This window comes from Pseudomonas sp. 14P_5.3_Bac1 (assembly GCF_025466135.1).
Taxonomy (GTDB): Bacteria; Pseudomonadota; Gammaproteobacteria; order Pseudomonadales; family Pseudomonadaceae; genus Aquipseudomonas.
On sequence record NZ_JANLOF010000056.1, the window covers coordinates 1 to 14,849 of the forward strand.

Consider the following 14,849-nt stretch of genomic DNA (forward strand, 5'->3'; position numbering starts at 1 on the left):
GCTCCGCAGCCCAACGCGGGGCAAGCCCGCTCGCCACAGTTATGTACTTGCCTTGATAAATATCGGCGCTGGCTCCAAATACAAACTATTGGCCATCTCCAGGAGCCCTCCATGTCCGAACCTCTCGTCATTCCCTGCCCCCATTGCAACGGCCTCAACCGCATCCCCGGCGAGCGCCTGGGTGATGCGCCTAAATGCGGGCGCTGTAAACAGCCGGTGTTGTTGAACAAGCCCTTTGAGTTGAAACAGGGCGACTACGCCAGCCAGATCAAGGGCGATCTGCCGCTGCTGGTGGATGTGTGGGCCGAATGGTGCGGGCCGTGCAAGTCGTTTGCGCCGGTGTTTGAGCAGGCGGCTGGGCAGTTGGAGGGCAAGTGCCGGTTGGCCAAGCTCGACAGCGAGGCCAATCAGCAGCTGTCGGCGCAGTTGGGGATTCGCTCGATTCCCAGTTTGATTCTGTTCAAGAACGGCCGCGAAGTGGCGCGCCAGAGTGGGGCATTCCCGTTGCCGCAGTTGATGAGCTGGTTGCGTAGCCAGGGCATATAACCCAAACCCAACATCAACTCGGTCAAATGTGGGAGCTGGCTTGCCTGCGATGGCGTCCCCTCGGTTTGCCTGACAGACCGGGTTGTCTGCATCGCAGGCAAGCCAGCTCCCACACTGACCGCGTTTTAAGCCCGTGCTACGGGGGTTTCGCGGTCCATCATCTGGCCTACGAGTTGTACGCCCAGCTCGCTTAATTGATGGATGGCCAGGGCCACGTCGCGGTGTTCGCCGCTTAGGTCGTTGGACAGCTTGAGTAATAGCGTGCGCACGGAAGAGAAGGTTTCGTAGCTGTTGAGCACGAGGGTTTCGGTAGGGAGGTTGGGTGCAACGGTATAAAGGTTAACCATGGAACGTCTCCGAGCAGGAGCCGCAACCAGCCGCTACTAAACGGAGGGTGGCAGCTGTACGCAGGTTAGTAGACCGGGGAGACGCAACCGGCGCGCTCGAAAGCACCCTCCGTACAGCCACCATCACGCTCAGGAAGATCCTGACCGAAGAGTTGCTGTACGTCTCACCACGGGCTACTAAACCCGATCGCTGAACATTCAACGACCGAATAACCTTAGAGACGCCCATCCAGACGCACAAGCCGGCGGATTCTGGCTTATCTGTAGGCAGCGAGACAAGGCGCAACCCCGCTTGCCAGACGTGTCCTACAGCCTCTGTGAGACAAATCCAAATCCCCCCTGCAGGAATGCAAAAACAAATGTGGGAGCGGGCTTGCCTGCGATGCAGGCAACTCGGTTTGCCAGTTAAACCGAGGTGATGCTATCGCAGGCAAGCCAGCTCCCACAGGGTCAGGCGGTGCCGGCAAGAATCACGCGCTTTCCAGCAAGTTATGCAACTCCACAAACTGCTGCGTCAGCTTATGCCGTGGGTCCAGGTGGATCAGCGGCTTGCTCTCCTGGTGCGACTCGCGCATGCGCACGGAGCTGGCCAGGTACACCGGCAGCACCGGCAGGCCTTCGGCAATCAGCTCATCGAGCATCTGCTGCGGCAGGCTCGCGCGGGCCTGGAACTGATTGACCACAATGCCTTCCACTTCCAGGCCTTCGTTGTGGTCTTCCTTCAATTCTTCGATTTCCGCCAGCAGGCCATACAGCGCCTGACGTGAAAAACTGTCGCAATCGAACGGAATCAATACACGATCAGCGGCAATCAGCGCCGAAACCGCATAAAAATTCAGCGCGGGCGGCGTGTCCAGGTAAATCCGGTCGTAGTCCTCGCTCAGTTCATCGAGCAGCTTTCGCAGCTTGTTGATCTTGTGCTTGGCCTCAAGCTTGGGCTGCAGGTCGGCAAGCTCGGCCGTCGCGGTAATGACGTGCAGGTTGTCGAACGGCGTTTCGTAGATATCCACGCGGTTTTTCTTGGAAAACGGCCCGGATGACAGGGTTTGCTTGAAGAACTCGGCGATGCCCATCGGGATATCGTCGCCGGTCAGCCCGGTGAGGTACTGAGTCGAGTTGGCTTGCGCATCGAGGTCCACCAACAGGGTTCGATAGCCTTCACTGGCGCTGACCGCCGCCAGGTTGCAGGCAATGCTGGACTTGCCAACGCCGCCTTTCTGATTGAACACCACACGCCGCATGGAAAAACCTCCGTGTATCAATGAATGTCCGAGTGTAGAGGGCAAAAGCGCCTGTTAGCTACCTCGTTCATCCATGCACTGGCGCATTGCACGGCCGGATGCGCGATACCCGTAATCCAGCGCCGACAAACTAAAAGGAATACTCCGACAACCCCGTCAGTCCTCGCGTAAAGGACAATCTGTAAATCTTTCCCAGTAAATTGTAATCAGCCGTGAACAATTCTTTACCAAAGTTTGCTAGAAGCCCGCAGCACCGGGATAATGCGCGCCATTCGGCCTGCGTTCCCTGTCCCGGTATTCGGGGCCAACGGCCGCACATGGAAGCCCGCAGGGGCGGGATAACTTCTCAGTGATCACTTTCAACATCGCCCAATGGCGCGCCTGGGCTCCCGGCCTGGAGAGTGCGCACGACTGGCACGCCTGGTGCCAGGCCCCAGTGGCGCTGCCTGCCAGCGATGCTTGGCCTGACGTGTCCTTTTTGCCGGCCATGCAGCGCCGACGCCTGAGCCGCCTGGCACGCATGGCGTTCAGTGTCGGCTGGCCGTTGGCCGAAGGCCTGCAAGACCTGCCGCTGGTGTTTATTTCCCGGCACGGCGAAACCCCGCGCACCCTCGACATCCTCAGTGATCTGGCCGACGGCCAGCCACTGTCGCCGACCCAGTTCAGCCTATCGGTGCATAACGCGGTGATCGGCCTGTGGTCGATCCTGCGCAATGAAACCAGCGAAATGACTGCGCTCGCCGCCGCAGGCGACGGCCTGGAGCACGGCATGCTCGAAGCCGCTGCGCTGCTCAACGAGGGTGCCCCGGCGGTGTTGCTGGTGATCACCGAGGAACAGCCCCCCGAAGCCTATGCTCGCTGGATTCATGATGTGCCCTTCCCTTACGCCCTCGGCCTGCTGCTGACACCGGGCGACGAGTGGCGACTGGAACTAAACAGCGGCGCTGTCCAACTCACTCAAACCCAGTGGCCCCACGCCCTGAACCTGCTACGCACCCTGCTCACCGAACAGGTTGCCTGCCAACATGCCTGGAAGAACCGTGTATGGAACTGGCAACGCAAGCCCTGACCGAAAAACCCCGGGACGCCTATTACTGGCGCCTGTTCGCCACCGCCGCGAGCTTTTTCTTCTTCGGCGTCGGCGGGTTGTGCCTGCGTTTGCTGGTGTTTCCGCTGCTCAGTTGCCTGCCAGGCAGCGCTGAAAATCATCAGCGCCGCGCCCGCCACACCATCAGCAAACTGTTCTGGTTCTTCGTCCGCCTGATGCAGCGCGCCGGCGTGCTGACGTACAGCGTCGAAGGCGCGGAAAAGCTCGGTCGCCCGGGCCAGATGATCATCGCCAACCACCCGTCGCTGATCGACGTGGTGTTCCTGATCGGCCTGATGCGCCAGACCAACTGCGTGGTCAAGCAGAGCCTGTTTCAGAACCCGTTCACCCGTGGGCCGGTGCGCGATGCAGGCTATATCAGCAATGACGGCAGCGCCGACATGCTCGACGCCGCCGCCGAGGCGTTGCGCCAGGGCCAGACCCTGATCATTTTTCCCGAGGGCACCCGCACCACACCCGGCGCGGCGCCCGCCTTTCATCGCGGTGGCGCCGCCATCGCGCTGCGCGGTGCGACAATCATCACCCCCGTGGTGATCAAGGTCAGCCCTACCACATTGACCAAGGCAGAACCCTGGTACCGCATTCCCAAACGTCGATTTCACTTCAGTTTGCGCGTGGGTGCCGATATAGAACCACACACCTTTGCCGCACTCGGGCCCGCGCCCCAGGCTTCACGCAAGCTCAACGATTACCTGCACCACTATTTCATTAAGGAGCTCGCCGAAGATGAGCGACCAACACCGCCTTGAGCACGACATAAAGATGCTGATCATCGAGGCCCTGGGCCTGGAAGACATCAGCGTCGACGACATCGGCAGCGAGCAGACCCTGTTCGGCGAAGGCCTGGGCCTGGATTCGGTAGACGCCCTGGAATTGGGCCTGGCGATCCAGAAAAAGTACGGCATCAAGATCGATGCCGACGCCAAAGACACGCGCAATCACTTCACCAACGTGGCCAGCCTTGCGGCGTTCGTCACGGCCAGACAGGCAGCTTGAGACCGGACCATGCAAACTCGTGACGATATTTTCAACACCCTGCGCGACGCCTTGGTGGAACTGTTTGAACTGGAGCCTTCGCGCGTCACCCTCGACGCCAACCTGTACCAGGACCTGGAAATCGACAGCATCGACGCCGTGGACTTGATCGATCACATCAAGCGCCAGACTGGCAAGAAGATCGCCGCCGAAGAATTCAAGGCCGTGCGCACCGTGAACGACGTGGTTGAGGCGGTGTACCGTCTGGTCGCACCTGCCGCATGAGCCGGCTGATCGGCCTTGGCCTGTTGCTGGCGGGGCTGTTGTACCCTTTTGCGGTGTATTACGGCACCGAGCACTTTGCGCCGTGGCAATTCGGCCTGCTGCTGGGCAGCCTGTGGTTGCTGCGCGCGCTGACCGGCGCACGCCGCCCGGGCAGCCGCTGGATGGCGATGGCGGTGATCGTGTTTTGCCTGCTGCTGGCCTGGTTCGACAACCCGCAGCTGCTGCGCTGGTACCCCAGCCTGGTCAGCGCGTTCATGCTGGCGCTGTTCGGCTTGAGCCTGAAATACGGCCCGCCGATGGTCGAGCGCCTGGCCCGCATCACTGAACCGCAACTGCCGCCCGAGGCCATCCGCTATACGCGTCAGGTCACCGTGGTGTGGAGTGTATTTTTTCTGTGTAATGGCCTGCTCGCCGCCGCCCTCACCCTGTGGGCGCCGCTGGGCTGGTGGACGTTGTACAACGGCCTGATCGCCTACGGGCTGATGGGGTTGTTGTTTGCCGTGGAATGGCTGGTACGACAAAGGGTTCGAGGCCGCGTATGAATGGGTTGAAACTTGAGCACCTGCTGCTTGAGCCGCTGCAACAGCGCTGGGTTACCACCGAGCCTGAAATGAACCATGCCCAACTGTGGGCGCACTCCCTGAGCCTGGCGGCGGGCCTGCAAGCGCGCGGCATCTGGCGTTTGGCCGTGCACCTGGAAGACGCCGGCCTGTTGGCCATTGCCCTGCTGGGCGCCTGGCGGGCCGGGGTCAGTGTACTGCTGCCGGCCGACCTGCAACCGCAGACGCGCCAGCGCTGGGACGACGCCGTGGACGCCTGGCTGGTTGAGGCCGCCGATCTCGACACGCTGTACCAGGCGCCGTTAAGCGCCGCCGCACTCGACCTGGACGCCTGCCACTTGAGCCTGTGCACCTCCGGCTCCAGCGGCGAGCCCAAGCGCATCGACAAGACCCTGCGCCAACTTGCCAACGAAGTGGAAGCGCTGGAGGCCTTGTGGGGCGCGGACCTTAAAGACGCCTGCATCATCGGCAGCGTCGCCACCCAGCACATCTACGGGTTGCTGTTCCGGGTGTTGTGGCCGCTGTGCGCCGGGCGCACCTTTGTACGCAAACAACTGGCCTTCCCCGAAGACCTGCAGCGCGCCAGCCGCGAACACCCACAATTTGCCTGGGTCGCCAGCCCCGCGCTGCTCAAACGCATGGGCGACAACCTCGACTGGCCCGCCCTGAGCCACGTGTCGCGGGTGTTTTCGTCCGGTGGCGCGCTGCCCATCGAGGCTGCCGGCAGCCTGTACGACCGTTTGCAGCAATGGCCAACGGAAATCCTCGGCAGCTCGGAAACCGGCGGCATTGCCTGGCGCCAAGGCGCGCAGCCGTGGCAGCCGTTTGCCGAGGTCGAACTGAGCCAGGATGCCGACGGCGCCCTGCGCATTGCCTCACCTTATCTACCGGCTGGGCACATTGAACAGACCGCCGATGCCGCCCGCATCCACTGCGACGGGCGCTTCGAGTTGCTCGGCCGCCTGGACCGTATCGTCAAGCTGGAAGAGAAACGCATCTCCCTGCCGATGCTCGAACAGGCGCTGATGGCCCACGCCTGGGTCGCCGAAACCCGCCTGGGCGTGGTGCAGGAAAACCGCGCCTCGCTCGGCGCGCTGGTGGTGTTGAGCGCCGATGGCCTGCATGCCCTGCGCAATCAAGGCCGCCGCGCCGTCACTCAAACCCTGCGCCAGCACCTGAGCCAACACTGCGAAGCCCTGGCGCTGCCGCGGCGCTGGCGGTTGCTGCGCCAGTTGCCGTTGAATGCCCAGGGCAAACTGCCTCAAGCCGACGTCACAGCGCTGTTACTCGCCCCCCGGCCCAAAGCGCCGGATGTGCTCGAGCAAGTGCAAGCCAACGGCGAATGGACCGTGCAACTGAGCATCCCGCCGGACCTTGCCTACTTCAGCGGCCACTTCCCCGTCACGCCGGTGTTGCCGGGCGTGGTGCAGGTGGAATGGGCCTTCAACCTCGGCCAGCAATTGCTCGACCTGCCCGCGACCTTTGCCGGCATGGAAGTGCTCAAGTTCCAGCAACTGGTGCGCCCCGGCGATCAGGTTGAACTGCACCTGCGCTTCGACCAGGAACGCGGCAAGCTGTATTTTTCCTACCGCAATGGCGTCGCCGCCTGCTCCAGTGGCCGAATAGTGTTGGAGGCGCCAAGTGCATAACCCTTTGTGGCCAGCGGGTTTCCTGTGGTCAGCAGGCTTTTTGTGGCGAGCAGGCTTGCCCTGCGCTGGGCTGCGAAGCAGCCCCAGTAAGGTAATCGAGGTGTGTCAGGCATACCGAGTTGGCAGGTTTTGGGGCCGCTTCGCAGCCCAACGCGGGGCAAGCCCGCTCGCCACAACAAGCGCGCTCACCACAGGAGGCCCATTCATCCCAACAAGCCTGCTATCAGCAAGTGGGGTGAGCCATGCATAACCCCTGCGCGCTCATCCCGGTCTACAACCACGAAGCCGCCGTACCGGCCGTGGTGCACAGCCTGTTGAACAGCGGCTTGCCGTGCCTGCTGGTCGACGACGGCAGCAGCCCGGCGTGCGCGGCGGTGCTGGCGCAACTGGCGACACTCGACAACGTCACCCTGCTGACCTTGCCCAACAACCAAGGCAAAGGCGGCGCGGTCATGGCTGGCTTCCGCGAAGCCGCACGCCGGGGCTTCACGCATGCGCTGCAAGTGGACGCCGACGGCCAGCACGACCTGCGCGAAGTCGAGAGCTTTCTCGATACCTCACGCAGGCACCCCGACGCGGTGATCTGCGGCTACCCCGAATACGACGACAGCGTGCCCAAGGGCCGCTTGTACGCGCGCTACCTGACCCACGTGTGGGTGTGGATCAACACCCTGTCGCTGCAGATTCGCGACTCGATGTGCGGCTTTCGCGTGTACCCGCTGGCGCCTACGCTCGCGCTGATGGACTCGGCCTACATCGGCACGCGCATGGATTTCGATTCCGACATCCTGGTGCGCCTGGCCTGGCGTAACCAGCCGATGCGCTGGCTGCCGACCCAAGTGCATTACCCCGCCGATGGCTTGTCGCACTTCCGCCTGTTTCGCGACAACGTGCGCATTTCGGCCATGCACACGCGGCTGTTTTTCGGCATGTTGGTGCGCGCGCCGATGATTCTGTGGCGACGGTGGCAGGCATGAGCGAGCGCACCAAACACTGGGCCGACCGCGAGGAGCGCGGCAGCTTCTGGCTGATGAAGCTCACTGCCGTCGCCGCCAAGGTCCTTGGCCGTCGCCTGCTGAGCCCGTTGCTGTACAGCATCGTGCTGTACTTTTTCCTGTTCGGCCGCACCGCGCGCCACAGCGCCTGGGAATACCAGCAGCGCCTGGCCGACTGGAGCGGGCGCGATGAGCTGCGGCCCACGCATAAAAGAGTCTTCGGCCAGTTCATGGCGTTTGCCGACTCGCTGCTCGACAAACTCGACGTGTGGAACGGCAAGCTGCGCATCGAACAGATCGAAATCAACGACCCGGCGCAATTGCGCGGGCAACTGCGCGGCGAGCGCGGGCAGATGCTGGTCGGCGCGCACCTGGGCAACCTCGAAGTGTGCCGCGCGCTGGCCGAGATCGGTGAGCAAGTCACCATGAACGTGCTGGTGCACACCAAGCACGCCGAGCGTTTCAACCGCTTGCTGGGCGAAGCCGGGGCCACGCATTTGCGCCTGATCCAGGTCAGCGAACTGGACCCGGCGACCATGCTGCTGCTCAGCCAGCGCCTGGACGACGGCGAGTGGCTGGCGATTGCCGGCGACCGCGTGCCGCTGCACGGCGGGCGCAAGGTGCGCGTGGATTTCCTCGGCTTTGACGCGGCGTTCCCGCAAGGCCCGTGGCTGCTGGCCGGGCTGCTCAAATGCCCGGTGAACCTGCTGATGTGCCTGAAGCACGACGGTCGCTATCGCCTGACCATCGAGCCGTTCGCGCAATTGATCGAATGGAAGCGCAGCACCCGCGAGCAGGTCATCGCCCTGTGGACCGCGCGCTACGCCGCACGCCTGGGCCAGTTCTGCCTGGAAGCGCCCCAACAGTGGTTCAACTTTTACCCTTTCTGGAAAACCGATGACGACGCATCTTGAGCCAGTAACCTTTGGCGAACGCGCTTTGCGCATTGAAGACGTGCTGGCCTTGGCCAACCGTCAGGCGCCCACGCAGTTGCAGGACGACGCCGCGTACCGCCAGCGCATTGCCAAAGGCGCGCAGTTCCTCGACTCGCTGCTGGACAAGGAAGGCGTGATCTACGGCGTGACCACCGGCTACGGCGACTCGTGCGTGGTGGCGGTGCCGTTGCAGCACGTCGAGGCGCTGCCGCGTCATCTGTATACCTTCCACGGTTGCGGCCTGGGCAAATTGCTCGACGCACAAGCCACCCGCGCCGTGCTGGCAGCGCGTTTGCAGTCGCTGTGCCACGGCGTGTCCGGGGTGCGTGTGGAGTTGCTCGAGCGGCTGCATGCGTTTCTGCAACACGATGTGCTGCCGCTGATTCCGGAAGAAGGCTCGGTAGGCGCCAGCGGTGATTTGACGCCGCTGTCCTACGTGGCCGCGACCTTGTCCGGCGAGCGTGAAGTGATGTGCCGTGGCGAGCGTCGCCAGGCGGCTGACGTGCACCGCGAACTCGGTTGGGAGCCGCTGGTGCTGCGCCCCAAAGAAGCCCTGGCCTTGATGAATGGCACTGCCGTCATGACCGGCCTGGCCTGCCTGGCCTTCGCCCGCGCCGACTACCTGCTGCAACTGGCCACGCGCATCACCGCGATGAACGTGGTGGCGCTGCAAGGCAACCCGGAACACTTCGACGAGCGCCTGTTCGCCGCCAAACCGCACCCAGGGCAGATGCAAGTCGCCGCGTGGCTGCGCAAAGACCTGGCGATTGATGCACCGACCGCGCCGCTGCACCGCCTGCAGGACCGCTACTCGCTGCGCTGCGCACCGCACGTGCTTGGCGTGCTGGCCGACAGCTTGAACTGGCTGCGTTCGTTTATCGAAATCGAACTGAACAGCGCCAACGACAACCCGATCATCGACGCCGAAGAAGAGCGCGTGCTGCACGGCGGACACTTCTACGGCGGGCACATCGCCTTTGCCATGGACAGCCTCAAGACCCTGGTGGCCAACGTCGCCGACCTGCTCGACCGCCAGCTCGCGCTGCTGGTGGACGTGCGTTACAACCACGGCCTGCCGAGCAACCTGTCCGGCGCGCCGGCCGATCGCGCGATGATCAACCATGGCTTCAAGGCCGTGCAGATCGGCACCAGCGCCTGGACCGCCGAAGCGTTGAAAAACACCATGCCGGCCAGCGTGTTCTCGCGCTCCACCGAGTGCCACAACCAGGACAAAGTCAGCATGGGCACCATCGCCGCCCGCGATGCTATCCGCGTGCTGGAGCTGACCGAACAAGTGGCGGCCGCCACGTTGCTCGCGGCCAACCAGGGTGTGTGGCTGCGCGCCCAGGCTGACGATGCGCGCCCCCTGCCACCGGCGCTGGCAGCCATGCATGAAGCGCTGGGTAAAGACTTCCCGCCGGTCATCGAAGACCGTGCGCTGGAAGGCGAGCTGCGCCTGTGCCTCAAACGTATTGCCGAGCAACACTGGAGGCTGCATGCGTAGCCAGGGCGTGTTGCATTGCGACACTGAAATCCTCGTGCCGTTTTTCGACATCGACACCATGCACGTGGTGTGGCACGGGCATTACGTGAAGTATCTGGAAGTGGCGCGCTGCGCGCTGCTGGACAAGATCGGCCATAACTACACGGCAATGCTGGAGTCCGGCTACGCATGGCCAGTGATCGACATGCAGCTGCGCTACGTGCGCGGCGCGGTGTTCGGCCAGACGATCAATGTGCGCGCCAGTTTGGTGGAGTGGGAGAACCGTTTGAAGGTCAATTACCTGATCACCGACCTCGCCAGCGGCGAACGCCTGACCCGCGCCAGCACCGTGCAAGTGGCGGTAGAAATCGCCAGCCGCGAAATGCAGCTGGCCTCCCCCAACGTCTTCACCGACGCCGTAGAGAGAGCCTTGAAATGAGATTCCCTGTGGGAGCGGGCTTGCCCGCGAAGGTCTTGAGGGCCCTGTGTAGTATCAGACGGTCCGCGTCATCGTTAACGTCCTTCGCGAGCAAGCCCGCTCCCACAGGGATCGCGTTGACTCTGTTATTGAGCATTCCAGGTTTCGCCCATGCTTTTGATCTCCAACAGCTCAGCGATCAGTTGGCCAAGCCCTCGGTGATCCACGGCAACTTCATCCAGGAAAAACACCTGCGCGCCCTGCCCCAACCCCTGGTCAGCAAAGGCACCTTCGTACTCGCCAAAGACCACGGCCTGCTGTGGCTGTTGAAAACCCCGCTGCAGCAGGACTACCGCATCAGCGCCCAAGGCATCGCGCGCCGTGACGCCAATGGCTGGCAACTGCTGCCAAACAAGAGCGCCGGGGCCGAGCAGAACCGCCTGTTCCTCGCCGTACTCCAAGGCGACAGCAGCGGCCTGCAACGCGACTTCGAATTGCAACTGCAAGGCGAAGCCAAGCAGTGGAAGCTGACGCTGATCCCACGCTCATTGCTGCTCAAGCAGGTCTTCACCCAGATCAATATCGACGGCGGCGAATTGGTGCAGACCATCCAGCTGCTGGAAACCCAAGGCGACAGCACCGTGCTACGCATGCAGGACAGCACTGCCGCCCAACCGTTAAGCGATGCGGAGCAACACGACTTTGCCCAGTGAGCGCCTGCTGCCGCGCCTGTTCCTGATCCTGCTGGTGGCCGTGCTGGCGCTGGCCGGCTGGCAGTGGCGCCATGGCGCGCCGCTGTCGGCCAACCTGATGGAGCTGGTGCCTGGCAGCACCCCGGATGCGCTTGAGCTCAAAGCCGAACAACGCATGCAAGAGCCGCTGAACCGCGAAATGCTGGTATTGGTCGGGCATGCCGATCGGCAAACAGCCGTGGCGGTGGCGCAGCAATTGGGCGAGCGCTGGCAGGCCAGCGGGCTGTTTGAAAAGGTGCAGTGGAACCTGCAGGCCGACTTGCCGGCCCTGCGCGAGCAATTGCTGCGCGGGCGTCTGGCGATGCTCTCGGCCAAGGACCGCGAACAACTGATCGAGCATCCCGACGCCTTCATCCAGCAGCGCGTGCAAGCACTGTTCGACCCCTTCACCGGGTTCAGCCTGGTGCCGAGCCAGGACGACTGGCTGGGCCTGACCGGGCGTATCCAGAACAGCCAGCCGCAACACGGCTCGGTGCAACTGGATATCGGCAGCGGCACCTTGATCGCCGATGCCGACGGCAAAAGCTGGGTGATGTTGCGGGCGCGCACCACCGGCAATGCCTTCGACATGAAACTGCCGCTGCAAGTGGCGGATCTGCTTCAGGCCAGCCGCGCCCAGGCCGGCGAGCAAGGCGCGCAATTGCTCGCCGCCAGCGGTTTGCTCTACGCGGCCAATGGGCAGCAGCAGGCGACCCGGGAAATTACCTGGGTAGGCGGCGGCGCCACGCTGGGCATCCTGTTATTGCTGTTGCTCGCCTTCCGCCGCTGGCGCGTGCTGCTGGCCTTTGTGCCGGTGCTGGTGGGCATGCTGTTTGGCGCGGTGGCCTGTGTGGCGCTGTTCGGCCATATGCATGTGATGACCTTGGTGCTCGGCTCCAGCCTGATCGGCGTGGCGGTGGATTACCCGCTGCATTACCTGTCCAAAAGCTGGAGCCTGCAGCCGTGGCGCAGTTGGCCGGCGTTGCGCCTGACCCTGCCGGGGTTGAGCCTGAGCCTGGCGACCAGTTGCATCGGCTACCTGGCGCTGGCCTGGACGCCGTTCCCGGCGCTCACCCAGATCGCGGTGTTCTCTGCCGCCGGTCTGGTCGGCGCCTACCTGTCGGCCGTGTGCCTGTTGCCCGCGCTGCTCCAAGGCGTGGACCTGCGCCCGGCGCAATGGCCGCTGCGCATCGCTGAAGGCCTGTGGCTGCTGCGGGCCACCTTGATCAAACACTTACCGAGCCCGCTGCTCCTGGCCCTGGTGCTGCTGTTTTGCGCCGGTGGTCTGTGGCACCTGAACAGCAAGAACGATATCCGCCAATGGATCGGTGCCCCGCCGCAATTGCTGCAGGAAGCCCAGGCCGTGGCGCGCATCACCGGGTTCCAGCCCACCAGCCAGTTCTTTCTGGTGCGCGCCGACAATCAGCAGCAGTTGCTCGAACGTCAGGCCGCCCTGGGCCAGCGCCTGGATCAACTGGTGAACATGGACAAGCTGCAGGGCTACCTGGCGCTCAACCAACTGGTCAACCTGCCCGCGGAGCAGCAACAGCTGCGCGACGCGCTGAACCAATTGCCGCAACACTGGCAGCCGCTGTTGGACCTGGGCGTGCCCGCCAGCGCCCTGCACGCCGAAATCGCGCAACTGCAAGCCTTGCCCACCGAAGACATCGACGCGGCGCTGGTCGGCCCGCTCGCCGAGCCTTGGCGCACGCTGTGGCTGGGCCCGGTGGACGGCGGCGTGGCGGCGATGGTCAGCTTGCAAGGCCTGAACAACCCGGCGCTGCTGCGGGTGCAGGCGCTGGACCTGCCTGGCGTACAGTTGGTGGATCGCCTGGGCGACTTGAACCGGGTATTCGCCGACACGCAGATCAGCGCCGCTGAATTGAAATTGATGTCGTGCGTGCTGATCGTGCTGTTGCTGATCCTGCCGTTCGGGTTTGGCGGCGCCTTGCGCATCGTCGCCCTGCCGCTGCTCGCGGCGCTGTGCAGCCTGGCCAGCCTGGGTTGGCTGGGCCAGCCACTGACCTTGTTCAGCCTGTTCGGCCTGCTACTGGTCACGGCGATCAGCGTTGACTACGCGATTTTGATGCGCGAACAGATCGGCGGCCCTGCCGTGAGTCTTTTAGGTACGCTGCTGGCGGCGCTGACGACCTGGTTGTCGTTTGGCCTGCTGGCGGTGTCGAGTACACCGGCCGTGAGCAATTTCGGCCTGTCGGTCAGCCTGGGCCTGGCCTTCAGCTTTATGCTGGCGCCCTGGGCCGGCCATCAGAAGCACGCCTTATGAATGTGATTATCGCCATAGCGGCAAGGAGCCCTCGTGCCCACAGTTGAAATGGAACGTCGCCAGGTGGTGGTGATCGGTGCCGGCCCGTCCGGTGCCATCGCCGCCGCGCTGTTAAAGCGCAACGGGCATGATGTATTGATTATCGAGCGCCAGCATTTTCCACGCTTCTCGATTGGCGAAAGCCTGCTGTCGCACTGCATCGATTTTATTGAAGAAGCCGGCATGCTCGAGGCCGTGCAGGCGGCGGGTTTCCAGGTAAAAACCGGCGCTGCGTTTGCCTGGGGCGAGCGCTACAGCGCGTTTGATTTTGGCGACACGTTCAGCCACGGCAAACCCACCACCTTCCAGGTGCAGCGCGGTGAATTCGACAAATTGCTGGCCGACCAGGCCGCCTTGCAAGGCGTCGACATTCGCTACGGCGAAAGCGTCGTCGGTGTGGATTTTTCCGGTGACAGCCGCTACCTGCACGTGCGCCGCGAGAATGGCAGCGAATACCACCTCAAAGCCAAATTTGTGCTCGACGCCAGCGGCTACGGCCGTGTGTTGCCGCGCCTGCTGGACCTTGAGGCGCCATCGAATTTCCCGGTGCGCCAGGCGGTGTTCACTCACGTCGAAGACCGCATCGAACACCCCGGTTTCGACCGCACCAAAATCCTCGTGACCACCCATCCGACCCAGCGTGACATCTGGTTCTGGACCATCCCGTTCAGCAACGGCCGCTGCTCGGTGGGCGTGGTCGCGGCGAAGGAGCATTTCGACGGCCGCGACAGCGACCTCGACGCGTGCCTGCGCGGCTTTATCGCTGAAACGCCGAGCGTGGCCGGCGTGCTGCAAAACGCCGTGTGGGACACGCCTGCGCGCACCATCGGCGGCTACTCGGCCAACGTCAAAACCCTGCACGGTCCGGGCTTTGCGCTGCTGGGCAACGCGGCGGAATTCCTCGACCCGGTATTTTCGTCCGGCGTGACCATCGCCATGCGCTCGGCGAGCATGGCGGCAGGCTTGCTGCATCGCCAACTCAAGGGCGAAACAGTGGACTGGCAAACCGAGTTTGCCGAACCGTTGAAACGCGGCGTCGACACCTTCCGCTGCTACGTCGAAGGCTGGTACGCCGGCACCTTCCAGGATGTGATTTTCCATCCGGGCAGCTCGCCGGACATTCGCCGGATGATCAGCTCGATCCTCGCCGGCTACGCGTGGGATGAGCGCAACCCGTTTGTCAGCGAGCCCAAGCGGCGGTTGCGGATGTTGTCGGAGATTTGCGCGAGTGAGCCGGTATGAGCAGTCCAGCG

At 63.4% G+C, this 14,849-nt stretch carries 16 protein-coding genes; 14 read left to right on the forward strand and 2 right to left on the reverse strand.

The genetic code is table 11. The features are described from left to right. The first annotated feature begins 111 nt into the window (after positions 1 to 111). Positions 112 to 546, forward strand: coding sequence for a thioredoxin TrxC (gene trxC / locus NTD89_RS12395; RefSeq protein WP_262207953.1), 435 nt, complete (start codon positions 112 to 114; stop codon positions 544 to 546). Between the two features lie 125 nt (positions 547 to 671). Here the strand turns inward: trxC and NTD89_RS12400 are convergent, their stop codons facing one another. Together NTD89_RS12400 and NTD89_RS12405 are read right to left on the reverse strand one after the other, a co-directional pair. Beyond that, positions 672 to 893 carry a DUF6124 family protein gene (locus NTD89_RS12400; protein ID WP_145160035.1) on the reverse strand — a complete coding sequence of 74 codons (222 nt, stop codon included), beginning with the start codon at positions 891 to 893 and terminating at the stop codon, positions 672 to 674. A gap of 470 nt (positions 894 to 1,363) precedes the next feature. Continuing rightward, positions 1,364 to 2,134 (reverse strand): ParA family protein, encoded by a 771-nt coding sequence (locus tag NTD89_RS12405; RefSeq protein WP_106577554.1) that lies wholly within the window; start codon positions 2,132 to 2,134, stop codon positions 1,364 to 1,366. Between the two features lie 349 nt (positions 2,135 to 2,483). Between NTD89_RS12405 and NTD89_RS12410 the strand changes: the two genes are divergently transcribed. The 13 genes from NTD89_RS12410 (at position 2,484) to NTD89_RS12470 (ending at position 14,838) form a co-directional block, all read left to right on the forward strand. Next, complete coding sequence (locus NTD89_RS12410) at positions 2,484 to 3,203, forward strand: beta-ketoacyl synthase chain length factor (RefSeq protein ID WP_262207956.1); 720 nt, start codon at positions 2,484 to 2,486, stop codon at positions 3,201 to 3,203. Beyond that, complete coding sequence (locus NTD89_RS12415) at positions 3,179 to 3,991, forward strand: lysophospholipid acyltransferase family protein (RefSeq protein WP_262207957.1); 813 nt, start codon at positions 3,179 to 3,181, stop codon at positions 3,989 to 3,991. The genes NTD89_RS12410 and NTD89_RS12415 overlap by 25 nt, the downstream gene beginning before the upstream one ends. After that, a complete protein-coding gene (locus tag NTD89_RS12420) occupies positions 3,969 to 4,238 on the forward strand; it encodes a phosphopantetheine-binding protein (RefSeq protein ID WP_010213712.1) in 270 nt (89 codons plus the stop codon). Before NTD89_RS12415 ends, NTD89_RS12420 begins: the two co-directional genes overlap by 23 nt. Positions 4,239 to 4,247: 9 nt before the next feature. Then, entirely contained in the window at positions 4,248 to 4,502 is a 255-nt protein-coding gene (locus tag NTD89_RS12425; RefSeq protein ID WP_106577551.1) for an acyl carrier protein, read from the forward strand. Further along, positions 4,499 to 5,044: a hypothetical protein gene (locus NTD89_RS12430; RefSeq protein ID WP_262207958.1), complete on the forward strand. Its 546-nt coding sequence runs from the start codon at positions 4,499 to 4,501 to the stop codon at positions 5,042 to 5,044. The genes NTD89_RS12425 and NTD89_RS12430 overlap by 4 nt, the downstream gene beginning before the upstream one ends. Then, the gene (locus tag NTD89_RS12435; protein WP_262207959.1) at positions 5,041 to 6,711 is read left to right on the forward strand and encodes an AMP-binding protein; all 1,671 of its coding nucleotides are present in this window, start codon (positions 5,041 to 5,043) and stop codon (positions 6,709 to 6,711) included. Before NTD89_RS12430 ends, NTD89_RS12435 begins: the two co-directional genes overlap by 4 nt. A gap of 242 nt (positions 6,712 to 6,953) precedes the next feature. Continuing rightward, positions 6,954 to 7,688: a glycosyltransferase family 2 protein gene (locus tag NTD89_RS12440; RefSeq protein ID WP_262207960.1), complete on the forward strand. Its 735-nt coding sequence runs from the start codon at positions 6,954 to 6,956 to the stop codon at positions 7,686 to 7,688. Beyond that, positions 7,685 to 8,620 (forward strand): glycosyl transferase, encoded by a 936-nt coding sequence (locus NTD89_RS12445; RefSeq protein ID WP_262207961.1) that lies wholly within the window; start codon positions 7,685 to 7,687, stop codon positions 8,618 to 8,620. The genes NTD89_RS12440 and NTD89_RS12445 overlap by 4 nt, the downstream gene beginning before the upstream one ends. Beyond that, positions 8,604 to 10,145 carry a histidine ammonia-lyase gene (hutH, locus tag NTD89_RS12450; protein ID WP_262207962.1) on the forward strand — a complete coding sequence of 514 codons (1,542 nt, stop codon included), beginning with the start codon at positions 8,604 to 8,606 and terminating at the stop codon, positions 10,143 to 10,145. The genes NTD89_RS12445 and hutH overlap by 17 nt, the downstream gene beginning before the upstream one ends. After that, complete coding sequence (locus NTD89_RS12455; protein WP_262207963.1) at positions 10,138 to 10,563, forward strand: acyl-CoA thioesterase; 426 nt, start codon at positions 10,138 to 10,140, stop codon at positions 10,561 to 10,563. The genes hutH and NTD89_RS12455 overlap by 8 nt, the downstream gene beginning before the upstream one ends. Further along, entirely contained in the window at positions 10,560 to 11,255 is a 696-nt protein-coding gene (locus NTD89_RS12460) for an outer membrane lipoprotein carrier protein LolA (protein ID WP_262207964.1), read from the forward strand. The genes NTD89_RS12455 and NTD89_RS12460 overlap by 4 nt, the downstream gene beginning before the upstream one ends. After that, a complete protein-coding gene (locus tag NTD89_RS12465; RefSeq protein WP_262207965.1) occupies positions 11,245 to 13,557 on the forward strand; it encodes an MMPL family transporter in 2,313 nt (770 codons plus the stop codon). The genes NTD89_RS12460 and NTD89_RS12465 overlap by 11 nt, the downstream gene beginning before the upstream one ends. Positions 13,558 to 13,590: 33 nt before the next feature. Beyond that, entirely contained in the window at positions 13,591 to 14,838 is a 1,248-nt protein-coding gene (locus tag NTD89_RS12470) for an NAD(P)/FAD-dependent oxidoreductase (protein ID WP_262207966.1), read from the forward strand. The last annotated feature ends 11 nt before the right edge of the window (positions 14,839 to 14,849 follow it).